16 protein-coding genes and 1 pseudogene are annotated in these 17,610 nt (G+C 70.5%); 9 read left to right on the top strand and 8 right to left on the bottom strand.

Going from position 1 to position 17,610, the window contains the following annotated elements:
* Nucleotides 1–26: 26 nt before the first annotated feature.
* Complete coding sequence (locus DRB89_RS12555) at nt 27–1,076, bottom strand: NUDIX hydrolase (RefSeq protein WP_112448657.1); 1,050 nt, start codon at nt 1,074–1,076, stop codon at nt 27–29.
* A gap of 193 nt (nt 1,077–1,269) precedes the next feature.
* On the opposite strand from DRB89_RS12555, the gene DRB89_RS12550 reads away from it, so the two are divergent.
* Complete coding sequence (locus tag DRB89_RS12550; RefSeq protein WP_112453396.1) at nt 1,270–2,256, top strand: LacI family DNA-binding transcriptional regulator; 987 nt, start codon at nt 1,270–1,272, stop codon at nt 2,254–2,256.
* A 96-nt stretch (nt 2,257–2,352) separates the two neighbouring features.
* On the opposite strand, the gene DRB89_RS12545 is transcribed toward DRB89_RS12550, so the two are convergent.
* The 5 genes from DRB89_RS12545 to DRB89_RS12525 all read right to left on the bottom strand — a co-directional run bounded on the left by DRB89_RS12545 (nt 2,353) and on the right by DRB89_RS12525 (nt 6,923).
* The gene (locus tag DRB89_RS12545) at nt 2,353–3,651 is read right to left on the bottom strand and encodes an aldolase/citrate lyase family protein (protein WP_112448656.1); all 1,299 of its coding nucleotides are present in this window, start codon (nt 3,649–3,651) and stop codon (nt 2,353–2,355) included.
* 183 nt (nt 3,652–3,834) lie between these two features.
* Nucleotides 3,835–4,809 (bottom strand): electron transfer flavoprotein subunit alpha/FixB family protein, encoded by a 975-nt coding sequence (locus DRB89_RS12540; protein WP_112448655.1) that lies wholly within the window; start codon nt 4,807–4,809, stop codon nt 3,835–3,837.
* A 91-nt stretch (nt 4,810–4,900) separates the two neighbouring features.
* Entirely contained in the window at nt 4,901–5,686 is a 786-nt protein-coding gene (locus DRB89_RS12535) for an electron transfer flavoprotein subunit beta/FixA family protein (protein ID WP_112448654.1), read from the bottom strand.
* A 201-nt stretch (nt 5,687–5,887) separates the two neighbouring features.
* A complete protein-coding gene (locus DRB89_RS12530) occupies nt 5,888–6,433 on the bottom strand; it encodes a flavin reductase family protein (RefSeq protein WP_112448653.1) in 546 nt (181 codons plus the stop codon).
* Nucleotides 6,434–6,623: 190 nt separating this feature from the next.
* Complete coding sequence (locus DRB89_RS12525; protein ID WP_239516773.1) at nt 6,624–6,923, bottom strand: thioredoxin family protein; 300 nt, start codon at nt 6,921–6,923, stop codon at nt 6,624–6,626.
* A gap of 420 nt (nt 6,924–7,343) precedes the next feature.
* On the opposite strand from DRB89_RS12525, the gene DRB89_RS12515 reads away from it, so the two are divergent.
* The gene (locus DRB89_RS12515; RefSeq protein ID WP_112448651.1) at nt 7,344–8,066 is read left to right on the top strand and encodes a lysophospholipid acyltransferase family protein; all 723 of its coding nucleotides are present in this window, start codon (nt 7,344–7,346) and stop codon (nt 8,064–8,066) included.
* A gap of 97 nt (nt 8,067–8,163) precedes the next feature.
* On the opposite strand, the gene DRB89_RS12510 is transcribed toward DRB89_RS12515, so the two are convergent.
* Entirely contained in the window at nt 8,164–9,327 is a 1,164-nt protein-coding gene (locus DRB89_RS12510; protein WP_239516102.1) for an alginate lyase family protein, read from the bottom strand.
* On the opposite strand from DRB89_RS12510, the pseudogene DRB89_RS12505 reads away from it, so the two are divergent.
* The 6 genes and pseudogenes from DRB89_RS12505 to DRB89_RS12480 all read left to right on the top strand — a co-directional run.
* Nucleotides 9,266–9,871, top strand: a pseudogene (locus DRB89_RS12505) (acetate--CoA ligase family protein); the annotation flags it as partial. The gene DRB89_RS12510 and the pseudogene DRB89_RS12505 overlap by 62 nt on opposite strands.
* A 47-nt stretch (nt 9,872–9,918) precedes the next feature.
* Nucleotides 9,919–10,515 (top strand): DUF5998 family protein, encoded by a 597-nt coding sequence (locus DRB89_RS12500; RefSeq protein ID WP_112453366.1) that lies wholly within the window; start codon nt 9,919–9,921, stop codon nt 10,513–10,515.
* A complete protein-coding gene (locus DRB89_RS12495) occupies nt 10,515–11,720 on the top strand; it encodes a nucleotide pyrophosphatase/phosphodiesterase family protein (protein WP_112448517.1) in 1,206 nt (401 codons plus the stop codon). Before DRB89_RS12500 ends, DRB89_RS12495 begins: the two co-directional genes overlap by 1 nt.
* A gap of 192 nt (nt 11,721–11,912) precedes the next feature.
* On the top strand, nt 11,913–12,563 hold the full coding sequence (locus DRB89_RS12490) for a thymidine kinase (RefSeq protein WP_112448516.1): 651 nt from the start codon (nt 11,913–11,915) through the stop codon (nt 12,561–12,563).
* Between the two features lie 139 nt (nt 12,564–12,702).
* Complete coding sequence (locus DRB89_RS42840) at nt 12,703–14,730, top strand: hypothetical protein (protein ID WP_162688554.1); 2,028 nt, start codon at nt 12,703–12,705, stop codon at nt 14,728–14,730.
* A 157-nt stretch (nt 14,731–14,887) separates the two neighbouring features.
* On the top strand, nt 14,888–15,076 hold the full coding sequence (locus DRB89_RS12480) for a hypothetical protein (RefSeq protein WP_112448514.1): 189 nt from the start codon (nt 14,888–14,890) through the stop codon (nt 15,074–15,076).
* Here the strand turns inward: DRB89_RS12480 and DRB89_RS46325 are convergent.
* Complete coding sequence (locus tag DRB89_RS46325; protein WP_112448513.1) at nt 15,053–15,970, bottom strand: very short patch repair endonuclease; 918 nt, start codon at nt 15,968–15,970, stop codon at nt 15,053–15,055. The genes DRB89_RS12480 and DRB89_RS46325 overlap by 24 nt on opposite strands.
* 65 nt (nt 15,971–16,035) lie before the next feature.
* Between DRB89_RS46325 and DRB89_RS12470 the strand changes: the two genes are divergently transcribed.
* Nucleotides 16,036–17,307 carry a DNA cytosine methyltransferase gene (locus tag DRB89_RS12470; protein ID WP_112448512.1) on the top strand — a complete coding sequence of 424 codons (1,272 nt, stop codon included), beginning with the start codon at nt 16,036–16,038 and terminating at the stop codon, nt 17,305–17,307.
* The last annotated feature ends 303 nt before the right edge of the window (nt 17,308–17,610 follow it).

Genomic DNA, 17,610 nt, shown 5'->3' with positions numbered 1-17,610 from the left:
AGGGAGGGACTCCGCGGAGCCCGGGGTCACACCCCCTGGGGGACCGGCCGGCCCGCCTCGAGGTACGCCGCGCGGCCCCGCTCCCGTGCGCGCAGGGCCCATCGCAGCCGCTCGTACCGGACTTCCGGGAGGAGGTGCGCCGCCTCCTCCTCCGTCACGAACCTCCACGCCCGCAGCTCCGGCCCCGGCAGCCGCAGCCGCCCGGCCTGCGCCGCCGGCAGCCGGCCGCCGTCGAAGAGCAGCCGCAGTCCCCCGTACCCCGCCGGGGGCGCCGGCGGCTCCCAGTCCACGACCAGCAGTTCCGGGGCGTGCTCCAGGACGAGGCCCAGCTCCTCCTCGACCTCCCGCATCCCGGCGCGGGCCGGTGCCTCGCCCGCCTCGACGACGCCACCCGGGAACTCCCAGCCCGCCTTGTACGTCGGATCCACGAGGAGCACCCGGTCCTCGTCGTCGAAGAGGAGCACCCCGGCCGCCACCGTCTCGCGCGTCGGCTGCGGGGTCTGCACGATGTCACAGGCCGGGGCGGCGCCGGTGCGTACGGCCTCGGCGATCCGCTCCGCCGTCTCCCGGACCGTCAGGGCCCCGTTGTCGACGACGTGGGCGTCGGCCGTCAGCCAGCCCAGCGCGTGCTGGTAGACCGGTATGTGGTCGTAGGCCCACTGCCGCACCCGGAGGTCCACTTCCCGCGGCGCCCCGGGCTCCTCCCGCGTCGCGATCCGCTCGCGCAGGATCGTTTCCGCCGGGGCCAGCAGCACGTGCCGCACCGCGATCCTGCGCGCCGCCAGCCCGCCGAAGATCTCGTCCCGGTACTCCTGCCGCAGCAGGGTCATCGGCACCACCAGGACGCCGCCCAGCTCCGCGAGCATCGCCGCCGCCGTGTCCACGACGAGCCGCCGCCACATCGGCAGGTCCTGGTAGTCGGAGACCTCCGCGAGGCGCTTGCGCGGCAGCAGCACGCGCAGCGCGTCACCGATGAACTCCGGGTCGAACAGGGTGCTGTCCGGCAGGAGCCCGGTCAGTTCCCGGGCCGTGCTGCTCTTCCCGGCGCTGAAAGTGCCGTTGATCCAGACAATCACGTCTACCCCTCTCCCGATGCCCCCAGTGGCTTGCCCGCACCACCCTGCCACGGAAACCCCGCTCCCCCGCCGAGTGCTTATCCTCAAGGTCACAGGCCTGTCCGCGCCGCCAGGGCGCCCGACCCACCGGAGGTTCCCCACCGTGCCGCACACCCGCCGCCCGATCGAGCCCCGCTACGGCAACCGGCCGACCATGAAGGACGTGGCGGCCCGGGCCGGCGTGGGCCTGAAGACGGTGTCGCGCGTGGTCAACGGCGAGCCGGGGGTCACACCGGACACGGAGAAGCGGGTCCAGGACGCCATCGACGCCCTCGGCTTCCGCCGCAACGACAGCGCCCGCGTGCTCCGCAAGGGCCGCACCGCGACCGTCGGCCTCGTCCTGGAGGACCTCGCCGACCCCTTCTACGGGCCGCTCAACCGGGCCGTGGAGGAGGTGGCCCGGGCGCACGGCGCGCTGCTGATCAACGGCTCCAGCGCCGAGGACCCGGACCGCGAGCGGGAGTTGGCGCTCGCGCTGTGCGCCCGCCGGGTGGACGGACTCGTGGTGATCCCGGCCGGGGACGACCACCGCTATCTCGAGCCGGAGATCCGGGCCGGGGTGGCCACGGTGTTCGTGGACCGGCCGGCGGGCCGGATCGACGCGGACGTCGTACTGTCCGACAGCTTCGGCGGCGCACGGGACGGGGTGGCCCACCTGATCGCGGGCGGCCACCGCCGGATCGGCTTCATCGGCGACCACCCGCACATCCACACGGCGACCGAGCGGCTCCGGGGCTACCGCGCGGCCATGGAGGACGCAGGCCTGCCGGTCGCCGGGTCCTGGGTCTCCCTCGGCCCGACCGCCCCCGACCGCGTCGCGGCCGCCACCCGGTCGATGCTGTCCGGCCCGGAGCCGGTGACGGCCCTCTTCGCCGGGAACAACCGGGTGACGGTCACGGTCGTACGGGTCCTGGCGGCGCGGCCCGGCCGGGTGGCGCTGGTCGGCTTCGACGACTTCGAGCTCGCCGACCTGCTGCGCCCCGGAGTCACCGTGATCGCCCAAGACGCGGCGGCGCTGGGCCGCGTGGCCACGGACCGCCTCTTCCAGCGCCTGGCGGGCGCCGACCTCCCGCCGGCCCGCATCGAGCTCCCGACCCGCCTGATCCCCCGCGGCTCGGGCGAAATCCCGCCGGGCTCCTGACGCGTCGGGTGCCGCCGGGCGCCGAACGCGCCGCAGCCCCGCCCGGGATCGTCCGGGCGGGGCTGCGCAGGCGCTGGGGCCGGGGCGGACCGGGGGTCAGGCGGTCGCCGTCAGGGTGGCCGAGCGGCGCGGGATGGCGAAGGCGTCGAGCTCCGCGCGGGTCAGGCCGGTCAGGGCGGTGACCTCCTCGGCGCCGACGGCGCCGCAGTCGAGGCCGCGGACCAGGTAGCCGGCCAGCGCCTTCGCGGTGGCGGGCTCGTCCATGACGTCGCCCTCGATCTTGGCGACGTACGCCTTCAGGCGCGCGGCGGCCGTCTCGAGGCCCTCGCGGTAGAAGACGAAGACGGCCGCGTAGCGGGTCGGCAGGTGCGCCGGGTGCATGTCCCAGCCCTGGTAATAGGCACGGGCCAGGGCGCGCCGGGTCAGGCCGTAGTGCAGCTTCCAGGCCTCGTGGACGTGCTCGGTGGTGCCGATCGGCAGGACGTTGGTGGAGCCGTCGGAGACGCGTACGCCGGTGCCGGCGGCCGCGACCTGCATGATCGCCTTGGCGTGGTCGGCGGCGGGGTGGTCGCTCGACTGGTAGGCGGCCGAGACGCCGACGCAGGCGCTGTAGTCGAAGGTGCCGTAGTGCAGGCCGGTGGCGCGGCCCTTGGAGGCCTCGATCATCCGGGCGACCGCGGCGGTGCCGTCGGAGGCGAGGATGGACTGGCTGGTCTCGATCTGGATCTCGAAGCCGATCCGGCCCGGGCGCAGGCCGCGGGCGGTCTCGAAGGCCTCCAGCAGCTGCACGAACGCCGTGACCTGCTCGGGGTACGTGACCTTGGGCAGGGTCAGGACCAGACCCTCGGGCAGGCCGCCGTGCGCGAGCAGGCCGGAGAGGAAGATGTCGGTGGTCCGGATGCCGCGGTCGCGGACGTTGGACTCCATGCACTTCATGCGGATGCCCATGTACGGGGCGTTCGTGCCGTTGGAGAACGCTTCGGCGACGAGACGGGCGGCGCGGGCGGCGGCCTGGTCCTCCTCCTCGTCGGAGCGGACGCCGAAGCCGTCCTCGAAGTCGACGCGGAGGTCCTCGATGGGCTCGGAGGCGAGCTTGGCGCGGACGCGGTCGTAGACCGGGACGGCCAGCTCGTCGGAGATGCCCAGCACCTTGGCGAAGGTGGCGGCGTCCGGGGCGTGCTCGTCCAGGGCCGCGAGGGCCTGGTCGCCCCAGGAGCGGATGGTGTCCGCGGCGAAGACGTCACCGGGCACGTAGACCGTGTGGATGGGCTGGCGGGTGCCGGGGTCGCCCGGGTAGTGGCGCGCGAGTTCCGCGTCCACCGGCTTGAGGGAAGCGCTGATGCCCTCGCTGACCGCGCCTGCGAGGCTCGTCGCCACCTTCTCCTGCTGACCCATCGTGCACTCTCCTCTTTTCCGCTTCACGGAATCTTAGATCCGCATTACAGAATTTAGTCACGGGGTTCCACTCCGTCAATGGTCCCCCCGCCGTCCTGGACAAACGACTCGGGGCCGTGCGGTGAGAAACACCACACGGCCCCGGAGACCACTTACCCGCAGGTCAGCGCCTGCGACAGGGATCTAGCCCTTGCGCGCCTTGATCTCGTCGGTCAGCTGCGGGACGACCGCGAAGAGGTCGCCGACCACGCCGTAGTCGACGAGGTCGAAGATCGGAGCCTCGGCGTCCTTGTTGATGGCGACGATGGTCTTCGAGGTCTGCATGCCGGCCCGGTGCTGGATCGCGCCCGAGATGCCGGAGGCGATGTACAGCTGCGGGGAGACCGACTTGCCGGTCTGGCCGACCTGGTTGGAGTGCGGGTACCAGCCGGCGTCGACGGCCGCGCGCGAGGCGCCGACGGCCGCGCCGAGGGAGTCCGCGAGCGCCTCGATGATGTGGAAGTTCTCGGCGCCGTTGACGCCGCGGCCGCCGGAGACCACGATCGCGGCCTCGGTCAGCTCGGGGCGGCCGGTCGACTCGCGCGGGGTGCGGGAGGTGATCTTGGTGCCGGTGGCCAGGGCGCCGAAGGTGACGGCGAGCGCCTCGACGGTGCCGGCGGCCGGGGCGGCCTCGACCGGGGCCGAGTTCGGCTTCACGGTGATGACCGGGGTGCCCTTGGAGACCACGGACTTGGTGGTGAAGGACGCGGCGAACGCGGCCTGCGTCGCGACCGGACCCTTGTCACCCGCCTCGATGTCGATGGCGTCGGTGATGATGCCCGAGCCGATGCGGACGGCCAGGCGGGCGGCGATCTCCTTGCCCTCCGCGGAGGACGGGACGAGCACGGCGACCAGGGAACCCGCGGCGGACACGGCGTCGTACGCGGCCTGGAGCGCGTCCACCTTCGGTACGACGAGGTAGTCGGAGAACTCGGGGGCGTCGGCGGTGAGGACCTTGACGGCACCGTGCTCGGCGAGCACGGCGGCGGTGGCCTCGGCGCCGGCGCCGAGCGCCAGGGCGACGGGCTCGCCGATGCGGCGGGCCAGCGTCAGCAGTTCGAGGGTGGGCTTGCGGACGGCGCCGTCGACGTGGTCGACGTAGACGAGGACTTCAGCCATTGGGGGATGCTCCTGCGCATGCGAAGTAGGTCAGGGGGCGTAGTGAGAGGGCCGAAGCTCTTGGACGAGCTTCCGGCCGGCCAGGCTGTGCCTAGATGAACTTCTGCTCCGCAAGGAAGCCGGCCAGCGACTTGCCGCCCTCGCCCTCGTCCTTGACGATCGTTCCGGCGGTACGGGCCGGGCGCTGGGTCGCGGAGTCGACCGCGGTCCAGGAGCCCTCGAGGCCGACCTCGTCGGCCTCGATCTCGAGCTCCTCGAGGTCCCAGGACTCCACCGGCTTCTTCTTGGCGGCCATGATGCCCTTGAAGGACGGGTAGCGGGCCTCGCCCGACTGGTCCGTCACCGAGACGAGCGCCGGGAGGGAGGCCTCCAGCTGCTCGCTCGCCGAGTCGCCGTCGCGGCGGCCGGTCACGACGCCGCCCTCGACCTTGACCTCGGACAGGAGGGTGACCTGCGGGACCCCCAGGCGCTCCGCCAGGATCGCCGGGAGGACACCCATGGTGCCGTCCGTCGAGGCCATGCCCGTGATGACCAGGTCGTAGCCGGCCTTCTCGATCGCCTTGGCGAGCACCAGCGAGGTGCCCATGACGTCGCTGCCGTGCAGGTCGTCGTCCTCGACGTGGATGGCCTTGTCGGCACCCATCGACAGCGCCTTGCGCAGCGCGTCCTTCGCGTCCTCGGGGCCCACCGTCAGGACCGTGATCTCCGCGTCATCGGCCTCGTCGGCGATCTGCAGCGCCTGCTCCACGGCGTACTCGTCGAGCTCCGACAGCAGGCCGTCGACGTCGTCGCGGTTGACGGTCAGGTCCTCGGTGAACTGCCGGTCGCCGGTGGCGTCGGGCACGTACTTCACACAGACAACGATCCTCAGGCTCACGCCGGCTCTCCTACCGCATCGACATTTCTGGTACCGCCTTGCTCAGGCAGCATAGGCGCCATCTCGGAGCCACCCCTTAAGGGGCGGCCCGTGCCCCAAAGGGGATGTTACTCGTCAGTACACAGCGGGGGCCGCCAGGTTGCAAGGGCGGCGGGCTGTGATCTGGCCAACGCCTCCGCAACCCACCCCAACAGGCACGATTCAGTCGCGCAACGCGTTGAAGCGCCCTTGGTGGTACAACAGCGGACGGCCCTGCCCGGCCGGGTCCCCCAGAGCGTCTCCCGCCGGGTCCCCGGCCACCGCCTCCGCGATGATCACCCGGTGCTCGCCGGCGGGCACCCGCGCCACCACCCGGCACACCAGCCAGGCCAGGACGCCCTCCAGCACCGGGACCCCGTGCGGCCCGGGCGCCCAGTCGGTCGCCGGACCGAAGCGATCGGCCCCGTTCCGCGCGAACAGACCGGCCAGTTCCCGCTGGTGCTCGCCGAGTATGTGCACGCCGAGGTGGTCGGAGTCCCGTACCGCGGGCCAGCTGGAGGATCCGGTGCCGATGGTGAACGACAGGAGCGGCGGGTCGGCGGAGACCGAGTTGAGCGAGGTCGCGGTGAAGCCCGCCGGCCGGCCGCCGCTCTCGGCGGTGATCACGGCAACGCCCGCCGCGTGCCGGCGGAACACCGAGCGCAGCAGGTCGGGCGAGCCGGGCAGGCCGGTGCCGGAACGGGGAGGGGGAGCCGTCGGAGCAGTCACGAGGGGAGTCCCCGTCGGTAAAGCAGGAGTTCATACCGCATGTCGCCAGCCTGGCGATCACCCGTGTACACAGTCAAGCCGCAGCGGACAGATGTAGGGCGCGTCACGCTGCGTGCGGGCGCGCGCACCGGCGCTCCGGCCGCCGCGGGGAGTGCCTCGGGTCGCACCTCGGGGAGCGCCTCGGCGCGGGTCATACGGCGGCTCCCAAGGCCGCGATCACGTCGGCCTTGCGCGGCATCCCGGCCGCCCGCCGCACGATCCGGCCGCCCGCGTCCAGGACGAGGACCGTCGGGGTCGTCTCGACGCCCAGCGCCCGGACGAGGTCCAGGTTCTTCTCGGCGTCGATCTCGATGTGCGCCACGCCTTCGACCATGGCCGCGACCTCGGCGAGGATCCTGCGGGTGGCCCGGCAGGGCTGGCAGAAGGCGCTGGAGAACTGCACCAGGCTGGCCCGCTCCCCCAACTCCGCGCCCAGTTCCGCGGCGCCCAGCCGCGGCCCGCCCCCGCTCCGGCCGTCCCGCCGGTGCCGTTCGTCCGCCCCGGCCGGCTCGTTCCGCTCGTGCACCCCGTGCACCCCGTGCCCTTCGTGCCCGTGCCTCTTCGTGCCCGTGCACGCGTGCTCCCGTCGCCGCCGTAGTCCTGCCCGCGCAGGTCCGCGGACCCGCGTCCACACCCGCTGTCGTACGTCCGCTCGTACAACGCACTCGTCCATCATCCCGGTCCGTTCGTACGCTGATCCGAGCGCCCCGCGCGTGCGCCGCATTCCCGGCGTGACGAGAATCTCGCCGGGCACGGGCGTCTGGGCTGGCCTGCGGCCCGCGTATGGGGCACGATCCCCATGGCCGCGTACCTACGCTGCCGTAACTTCCGGCCGGGAACACCTCCAGGCAGAAAGCGGGGTCTCCCCACCATGGCTGAGCTCGTCTACCCCCCGGTGATCGGCGCCGCACACACCTTTTTCCGCGCCCTCGACGTCCGCATCGACATGAAGGGCACCGAGAACATCCCGCGCAAGGGCGGGGCGGTTCTGGTGTCGAACCACATCGGCTACCTCGACTTCATCTTCGCCGGGCTCACCGCGCGCCCGCAGAAGCGCCTCGTCCGCTTCATGGCGAAGGAGTCGGTGTTCCGGCACAAGGTGTCCGGCCCGCTGATGCGCGCGATGAAGCACATCCCGGTGGACCGGGCGCAGGGTGAGACGGCGTACCAGCACGCGCTGGACTCGCTGCGCTCCGGCGAGATCATCGGTGTGTTCCCGGAAGCGACGATCTCCCAGTCCTTCACGCTGAAGAGCTTCAAGTCCGGTGCGGCGCGCATGGCGCAGGAGGCCGGCGTCCCGCTGATCCCGGTGGCCCTGTGGGGCACGCAGCGCCTGTGGACCAAGGGCCGCCCCAAGGACCTCAAGCGCAGCCACATCCCGGTGACGATGCGGGTCGGCGAGCCGCTGGAGGCTCCGTCCGACCAGTACGCCGGCGCCATCACCCGCCGGGTGCGCGAGCGGGTGCAGGAGCTGCTGGACGCCGCGCAGAGCGCCTACCCGGCCCGGCCCAAGGGTCCGGAGGACTCCTGGTGGCTGCCGGCCCACCTCGGCGGCACCGCGCCGACGGCGGCCCAGGTCAAGGAAGCCGGCTGAGCCCTCCCACACGCGTGCGGCCCCGCCGGGTGGCGGGGCCGCACCGTGCCGGTACGACCGGCGGCGCCGGCCGTACCGTTCGTACCGGGCGCGGCCGTCAGTTCGGGTTGTCCGCGTGGGTCAGCGTCTCCCACGCCTCGAAGTGGTTCTCGGTGCCCGCCGGGCGCCGGCCCTCGGTGAGCCTGCGGGTGTTCTCCATCGTGACGCCGAGCCGGGTGTGCAGGGCGTTGTAGCCGACCTCGGTGGCCGGCCCCAGGCCCTTGGCCAGGCTCCCGCCGCAGAGCGAGGCGGGCACGGCCTCGCCGAGCTCGTACTTGGCGTGGAAGCCCAGCGCGTGCCGGAACCGGTCCTTGAACTCCGGGTAGAGGTCCCGCCCTTGGATGCGCGAGGTCTCCGCCACGTGCATCGTCGCCGCGATCCCCATGCCGGTGTGGCCGAAGTCCCGGCAGGTCTCCTGCGCGAGACCGTCCGTGAAGGTGCTCTGGCCGTGCCAGTAGTCGATCAGCTCGCTCCTGGTGTCGATGGTGGAGCGCGGCGGGTACTTCGGCTGCGGCCCGTCGGAGGCCAGGTAGAAGTAGGCGGGCACCCGCCCGAGGTAGACCGCCATCGCCTTGTCGTAGCTCGCGCGGTCGTCGAGGTGGACGGAGATGCCGACGGCCGCGTCCATCATGATCAGTTCCCAGTTGCCGTTGCTGTTCGGCCGCCCGCCGATCACCTCCGGCAGGTAGACCTCGCGCAGCATGGTCGCGAAGCGCCCCTGGTTCGGCCAGCCGCCGGTGTAGGCGTGTTTGACGATCTCGGCGGCGCGCGGCCAGGTGGAGCCCGCCCAGCCGCTCTGCAGCGGGGCGTTGCTGTTCGTGTGGTCCTTGATCCGGGCTGACCAGGCGTCCATCAGCTCGATCGACTTCTTCGCGTAGCGGTCGTCGCGGGTGACGTACCAGGCGAGCGCGTCGGTGTACGCGGCTATCGCGTCCTCCCGCTCGTCGGTGCATCCGAGGTTCGGGTTGGAGTAGGAGCCGCATTCGACGACGGCCCGCGGCTTGGGGGTCCGGGACAGCGAGCCGTAGCGGCTCGCCAGCATGTCGTCGAACGCCGCCTTCCACGGCTGCTGCCCCGCCTGCACCTTGGCCCGTACGAAGTCCAGCTGGGCACGACTGTTCAGGACTCCGGGGTGTCTTGAGGGCCACGGGGTATCCGAGGACCCCGACGCCGCGGTCCGCGCCGCCGGGGTCCTCGGATACCCCGTGGCCCTCAAGACCACCGCCCCGCACCTGCGCCACCGCGCCGACCTCGGGGGCGTCCGCCTCGACCTCACCACCGAGGCCGAGCTGCGCCGCTCCTACGAGGAGCTCACCCACGCGCTCGGCAAACCGCAGGAGCTGCTCCCCGTGGTCCAGTCGATGGTGCCCCGGGGCGTCGACACCGTCATCCGCTCCGTCATCGACCCCGCCGCCGGCGCCGTGCTGTCCTTCGGCCTCTCCGGAGTCGCCTCCGAACTCCTCGGCGACACCGCCCACCGGCTCGTTCCCGCCACCGACCGGGACGCGGCGGGCCTGATCCGGTCCATCCGCACCGCCCCGCTGCTCTTCGGCTGGCGCGGCAGCGCCCCCGTCGACACCCCCGCGCTGGAGGAACTGCTCCTGCGCCTGTCCCGCCTCGTCGACGACCATCCCGAGGTGGTGGGGGTGGTCCTGGAGCCCGTAGTCGTCGCCACCGAGGGTCTGTCCGTGCTCAGCGCGACCGTCCGCGTCGCCCATCCGCCCGCCCGCGGCGACCTCGGCCCGCGGACCCTGCCCAGCTACTGAGGTCCGGGGCGGCCGGAGTGACCCGTACGGGCCTTAGGATGGACCTCATGGCGAAATCCGGTACGACGACCCAGGGGCTGCGCACGGCGATCGAGCGCAGCGGCTACTACCCGGCCCTCGTGGCCGAGGCCGTGGAGGCCGCGGTGGGCGGCGAGCCGATTTCGTCGTACCTGGTCCACCAGGAGACGACCTTCGACTCCAACGAGGTGCGCCGGCACGTCACGGTGCTGGTCCTGACCGGCAACCGCTTCATCGTCAGCCACACCGACGAGCAGGCCGCCGACGCCGGATCCCCGTCCCCGTACGCGACCACCTCCACCGAGTCGGTCAAGCTGTCCGGCATCTCCTCGGTCGTGCTCAGCCGCGTCGTCGCCAACCCGGAGTCCTACACTCCCGGCACCCTGCCCCGCGAGGTCGTCCTGACCATCGGCTGGGGCGCGGTCTCGCGCATCGACCTGGAGCCCGCCGCCTGCGGCGACCAGAACTGCGACGCCGACCACGGTTACACCGGCAACTCCACCGCCGACGACCTCAGCCTGCGCGTGAGCGAGGCGGGGGACGGCCCGGAGGCGGTCCGCCAGACCCTGCTCTTCGCCCAGGCGCTCAGCGAAGCGACGGCGGCGACGTCCACCCCCGCCCGCTGATGGCCCACTCCGCCGCCCAGAGCTGGCAGGACGAGCCGGAACTGCTGGACCTCAGCGGTGCCCCTGTCCCGGAATACGGCACCGGCTCGCTCGCCGACCTGCTGCCCACCCTCGTGGCCGGCCAGGGCGTACCCGGCTTCGAGGCCGCGATCACCGAGCTGACCCCGGCCGACCGGAACTGCGTGTTCCTGGTCGACGGCATGGGCTGGGAGCAGATCAAGGCCCACCCGGACGAGGCCCCGTACCTCACCTCCCTGCTCGCCACCTCGCGCGGCGGCACCGGCCGCCCGATCACCGCGGGCTTCCCGGCGACCACCGCCACCTCGCTGGCCAGCGTCGGCACCGGCCTGCCGCCCGCGCGCCACGGACTGCCCGGCTACACCGTGCGCAATCCGGCCACCGGCGAACTGATGAACCAGCTCCGCTGGCACCCGTGGACCCAGCCCAAGGCCTGGCAGCCGTACCCGACCGTCTTCCAGCAGGCGGACGCGGCCGGTGTGGCCACCGCGCAGGTCTCCTCGCCGGCCTTCCAGACCACCCCGCTCACCAAGGTCGCGCTGAGCGGCGGCACCTTCCTCGGCCGGATGACCGGCGAGGAGCGCATGGACCTCGCGGCCGAGCGCCTCGGGGCCGGCGACCGCTCGCTCGTGTACACGTACTACAGCGAGCTCGACGGCGCCGGCCACCGGCACGGGGTCGACTCCGACGCCTGGCGCGGCCAGCTGATGTACGTCGACCGGCTGGTCCAGCGGCTCGCGGAGCAACTGCCGCCGCGCACCGCGCTGTACGTGACCGCCGACCACGGCATGGTGGACGTCCCCTTCGACGAGGACTCCCGCATCGACTACGACGACGACTGGGAACTGGGCGCCGGCGTCGCCCTGCTGGGCGGCGAGGGCCGCGCCCGGCACGTGTACGCCGTACCGGGCGCCGAGACCGACGTCCTGACCGTGTGGCGCGAGGTGCTCGGCGACCGCTTCTGGATCGCGAGCCGCGAGGAAGCCCTGGAACTGGGCTGGTTCGGGACACCGGGGGAGTGCGACGAGCGCGTCCTCGGCCGGATCGGCGACGTCGTCGCGGCCGCCCAGGCGGACGTGGCGATCACCGCCTCCCGGGCCGAGCCCAACGAGTCGGCGCTCGCCGGCATGCACGGCTCCATGACCCCGGCCGAGCAGCTCGTCCCGCTGCTCGAGATCCGCTCCTGACACCCGGTTCCGTCCGGCCCCTCCCCCTCACGCCGACCCATCGAAAGGTCCTGTACTCCCCATGCCCGAGCTGGTGTTCTTCTCCGGAACGATGGACTGCGGAAAGAGCACCAACTTGCTGGGGAATCCGCCATCTCCCACTGGGGCCGCCGACCCCACGGTCTGCCCGCCCCGAAAGGTCACCCTCCTCTGATGTCCGAATTGGTATTTTTCTCCGGCACCATGGATTGCGGGAAGAGTACTTTGGCGCTCCAGATCGGACACAACCGTTCGGCCCGCGGGCTCCAGGGCGTGATCTTCACGCGCGACGACCGCGCGGGGGAGGGCAAGCTGTCTTCCCGTCTTGGCCTGGTGACGGAGGCGGTCGAGGCCACAGAGGGCATGGACCTCTACGCGTACCTCGTGGACCAGCTCTCCAAGGGCGGCAGGGTCGACTACGTGATCGTGGACGAGGCCCAATTCCTGGCTCCCGACCAGATCGACCAGCTCGCCCGCATCGTGGACGACCTCGACATGGACGTGTTCGCCTTCGGCATCACGACGGATTTCCGCACGAAGCTCTTCCCGGGCTCCCAGCGCCTGATCGAGCTGGCGGACCGGATCGAGCAGCTCCAGGTCGAGGCCCTGTGCTGGTGCGGCGCCCGCGCCACCCACAATGCCCGCACGATAGACGGCGAGATGGTGGTCGAGGGCGCGCAGGTCGTCGTCGGCGATGTGAACCGCCCGGCGGGGGAGATCGGTTACGAGGTCCTCTGCCGCCGCCACCACCGCAAGCGGATGACCTCGTCGGCGGCCCACGCGGGCGCTCTCTCCCCGGACGTCCTCCCGGTCAACCACGCCTGACCGTCCGCCTCTGTGCGGCGCTGGCGCCTATCGGGCCTGCAGCCCAGCCGCCAGGCTTGAAGCACATCCCTTGGCGCCGCCCGCAGTAGTCTCCGAAAAGCGTGCGCCGCGGCCACAGATGCAGTGGCATCCTGCGTTCGTGGACACAGAATTCCCCGAAAGGCTGGGCAACTTACCTCCCGGTGCAAGTCAGGCGGCCCGGGCCGTCTTCCGAAACCTCGGATTCCCCGAATCCTCGAAGGATACGGATGCCCTCGGGGAGGAGGCCACCGTTCCTATGACCTCCTCGCAGTGGCGGGCTGTACTCGCCGACGCAGAGCTTGCCGGAAGATGGCAGGAGATGCGGGCAACGGCACTGGAGGTGGCCTCCACGGCGTCGACCTCCGGGCGATCCGCTGGCAAGAGGCTTCCAGCGCTTGCACGGCGACTCCGTGCGGCGTCCAACGAGATGGTTGCGATTTGGAACGACGTTTCCTTGTTCGCGCCCCCCAGCAGCGTCACCGAAGAACGCCGCATGGCAAGGGACATCGCAGTCTCAAGCCATGGGATGGCCTCTGCGGTGATTGCCTGTCTGGAGCTGGGGTGGGACGCTTCTCACTGGTCGGCGGCGTGGGAGTGCGCCGTTGAAACGGATGCCAATGTACGCCGACTCGAGGCCTCGCAGGCCACACCGGTGGATGCGAACGAGGACCTGTACCAGCGAACACTCGGACTCTCATCGGCAGAGATACAGCAGGGCGAGGGGTTGGCGGGGCGGGCCCGACTCGCAGCGGCCTGGTCACGGGATCCCAACGGGCTTGATCGCCGATTGCGCCAGCAGATGGGGCATCTGATCGGTGGCTCCCAACTCCTTACGGGCAAACTACGACAACATCTCGCTGCACTGGCCGTGTCCGGTCAGCCGTTAACCGCGCATCGTGCCGCGCGTCTGGCACGCGACCTCGTTGCGGACAAGCTGATGGAAGATCCACAGCTTGCCTATGCAGCGATTTCCCGACACGTCAAACGTGAACCCTTGATGCTGTCCGCATACCGCGGTCAGACATCGGCGTGGGAAGGCTACTTGCGTGCCACGTCCGATGAGAAGCAGATGCGCCCAGTCGCAGACTTGTACAAGGTCGTCGTCGAAGGCGACGTCAAGTGGACTGCGGCCGTGGTCCTCGACTTGCTGGGCAGGGCGATCCCAGCCGCGCACACCCTTGCGGCTGTACGAGACTCGTTGAATGCCGAGGCCCATCCCCTCTGCCTGACGCTGGCCTCGGTGATCAGGCCGGAGTGGCGGAATGCAATCGCTCACGAGGACTACCACTGGGACCCGATGCACTCCACGCCCGTACTGGGCGGCCGACCGGTCAGCCTCGATGAGCTACTCCACACTGCTCGTACCGCCCGCACTGTCTGTCAAGGATTCGAGCATGGTGTCGCTGTGGCATACGCCCAGCACGCCCAAGCCGGTCACCACGATGAGCAGGAACCCAACGAGGTCACAAGAACCCTGGAGATGCTTCAGGCGATCGGTGAAGCCGGCCAGCCGGTGTTGGACGTGCAGCGCCAGGGCACGTGCATGCGACTGGAGGTGCCGGAGCTTTCCATCGAGACGCTGCGAACCTTGTTCCGTGCCCTGCTCAGGGCCTCGCTGGCAGACGAGAGCATCGCTCGTTGGGAGGTTCGACAGAATGCCGATCGGCCGATGCTCTACGTCGATCAGACTGGCGTCCAGGCAGCCCTACGGCTCGCCGAGGACCTATGGGAGGCGGCCGATCCGCTTCCATTCGCAGAGCTCCCCTTGCTCGCGAACGCCATGGTCAACTCAGGGGAGACTCATGAGGTGGCTGCACGGACGGTCCTAGCCATAGCCGCAGCCCATGCAGTCGGGGAGCGCAATCGCTTGGCTGCGGAGCTCGCCTGCGGCCGGCCGGGCGCGAAGCATGAGCTGCTGTGTACGGTGCGGCGCATCTGTCATGGCACCGAGGAAGCGTCGCGCCTTCTCGGTGATCCAGCGGGGCGCAAGCTGATCACTTTCGCCAGGGTTCTCGCCGGCGAGTGCCAACGCCTTGAGAGCGCAGCTCCTCGGTCTCTTGTGCACGAGATGGCTCCCGCCGACCGCGCCCTGACGCGGTACGCTCCAGCGCACGTGCCATGGATCAAGCCTTCCGTGGGCGTCTGAGTGGAACGTGCCTTGGTGTGGCCTCCCATTGCTGCAGCACTGAGGCTTCGCCCGGTCCCTGACTTCCCCGGCTCCGTGCGCTGCGTCAACGTTCGATACCTGGCGCACGGCGTGGAAGGCCGGGGCGTACCGTCGCGGGGCATGGCATCCTGGTCCGGTGATCAGGGAACCCGCAGAGGCGCAAATCCGAGAAGACGGCACCGTCGAACTACCCATGGGCATCCTCGCCGAGGCTGGCCTCACCACGGGGGTCAGGGTCCTTGTCTACAGCGACGGTGACGGCAGGATCGTGCTCCGCAGGGAGGCCGACGCAATCGAGGACCTACTGAACGGCCGTCCGCTCTGAAGGGGCTGCGCGCGCTCCCCGGCCGTCTGCTTTGACGAGTGCTTGCTGGACGAGCTCAGCAGCGTCGGCCGGAGGTGTGTGTTCCCACACACGGACTACCTTCCAGCCCGCCTCGGTCAGGAGCCGGTCCGTCTCTTTGTCCCTCCTGGCGTTGCCCTCGATCTTCTTACTCCAGAAGTCGCGGTTCGTCGCTGGGATCGACCCATGTTCAGGGCAGCCGTGCCAGTAACACCCATCCACGAACACCGCGACCCTGGCCTTGGTGAACACGACGTCCGCCGTTCGACGCAGATGCGGGAGGGGTTTGGCGGCCACGAGGTAGCGGAGTCCGGCCCTGTGCAGCAGTGACCGTAGTCGCAGCTCCGGCTTGGTGTCCCGGCTCCTGTTGGACCGCATCGAGGCGCGAGTCGCTGGCGAGGACGCCCATGATCCTGCTGTGTCTTCCCCGACAAGGAGCCCTGTCTCCCCCGCAAGCCTCCACGCCTCCCGTAGGTTGGCCGATCGGGTCGGGAGGTCGACCTCCCCTAGGTGCAGTCGCTTTCGCCGCCCTTCCGACGTCCACTGCAGGCTTGCCGACACCCGTCCCGTCCTGCGGGACGGCGTCAGAGTCACATGCGCCGCTCCCCTTCGCCCCTCACCCACATCCACGAGGCGGTTGGACGCCCCGCCGGCCGCCCGGTCCTGTTCCCGCGAGCGCTGTGTCCTGGTCAGCCCCGGTCGCGGACGCCACGAGCGAGGAGGTGCCTCACTACTGCGGGTAGGAGTTCCCCCCTTGGGCGTTCCCGTCGCTGCATCGTGCTCGACATTCGTCACACACGGACGGTACGACGTGGAAATCACCAGGTCATGCCTCCGTGAATTGCGACTTAGAGGGGGCCGGCGCAAAGAGGACATGAGTAGTATCCTGCTCCTGTCCTCTGTCCGTTGTCAGGCGCGACCGGGCCGGCTAGAGTTCGCCTATGACCCTCGCACTACCCGACAGTGACTATCCGGACAAGCTCCTCAGCGGCCTGAGCGCCCCAGGGCTTCCTCTCCGGACCATCGACCTGTTCGCGGGGTGTGGGGGACTCACCCAGGGATTCGCGGACGTCCGGCGCGGGGGACAGGCGGTCTACGAGCACGTCGCCGCAGTCGAGCTCGACCAAGCCGCCGCGGCGACGTATGCGGTGAACTTCGGTGCGGACGTCCACCAGGGGGACATCGCCGACTGGGTCATGAGGGCGGAGGGCATCCCCGAGGCGGACGTCGTTTTGGGTGGGCCGCCGTGTCAGGGGTTTTCTCAGCTCGGAAACCAGGACCCGACCGACGAGCGCAACCAGTTGTGGCGGCACTACCTGACCGTCGTGTCCCGGGCCAACCCCAAGGCCTTCATCATGGAGAACGTCGAGCCGTTCAGGCGTTCCCCAGAGTTCCAGTTCCTCGTCGACGAGACGCGTCCGGGCGGGAAGCTGTCCGAGTATGTCCTTCATCACGAGGTCATCAACGCGGCGGACCATGGTGTACCGCAGCGACGGTTGCGCACGATCCTCGTCGGTGTCCGTAAGGATCTTCGGGTGGGGCAGGGGGCAACTGAACGCGTCGGGGACGTCTCTGAGCTGGAACTGCAGTCTCTTTTGATCCCCCAGCCCTCCCCGGCTCAGCAGAAGACGGTGTGGGAGACGATCTCGGGCCTGGTGCTCCAGAAGACACTCCGGGAGCTGCCTGGACGTTGGGAGGAGGTCAACGGCAAGCGCATCGCCGGACGCTTCACGATGGCCGAGCTCCACCTCCGCCGCAACGGGATCACCGACCGGTCCATGGAGCGATACAGGGCGATCCCCGAAGAGGGGAACCGCTTCAACCTCCCCGACGAGCTTCTCTCACCGTGCTGGAGGAAGCACAAGACCGGATCCGCGGACGTTATGGGGAGACTCTTCCGGGACAAGCCCTCCGTCACCATCCGCACGGAGTTCTTCAAGCCCGAAAAGGGGAGGTACCTGCACCCCTGGCTCCACCGTCCCATCACGCACCTCGAGGCGGCCCTGTTGCAGGGTTTCCCGATGGACTTTGAATGGTGTGGAAGCCGCAACCAGATCGCACGGCAGATCGGTAACGCCGTCCCCGTCGGCCTCGGGCGCGCGATCGCCGAGCACCTGGCACCACTGTTGCTGGCCCAGCGAAGTGGGCCCGCCAGCCAGCCGATTCGCGCACCTCGTTCCCGCGGGGGAAAGCGAAACCTCGCTGCCGTGTAGGCGGCTATGGCGGGCCCGCCGCCTTGCTCGACCGGCCAGGCGTCGCCCTCATTTCCGGCCATGAACAGACAAGCGCCCCAGATCCCACAGTTCGGTCACGCCCCGCGAGGACGAGCATCGGCGGGATAAAGTGCCATGTGAACCACCACGTACCATGCGTGACCGCATGGAGTGCCCGTAGGTGAGGTGTGGGTCTCCGACGGTCCCTGGGTCCGTCGCCCCTACCCAATCCCCGTCCTGGCCTCCGCCCGTGGCCCCGTGCGTACCCATGGAGGCTCAGTTACGGATGGATCGTCGACGCCC

The sequence above is a fragment of the Streptomyces sp. ICC4 genome (assembly GCF_003287915.1).
GTDB classification, from domain to species: Bacteria; Actinomycetota; Actinomycetes; order Streptomycetales; family Streptomycetaceae; genus Streptomyces; species Streptomyces tritrimontium.
The sequence above is the reverse complement of the archived record's forward strand: the minus strand, read 5'-3'. Positions and strand labels throughout refer to the sequence as shown.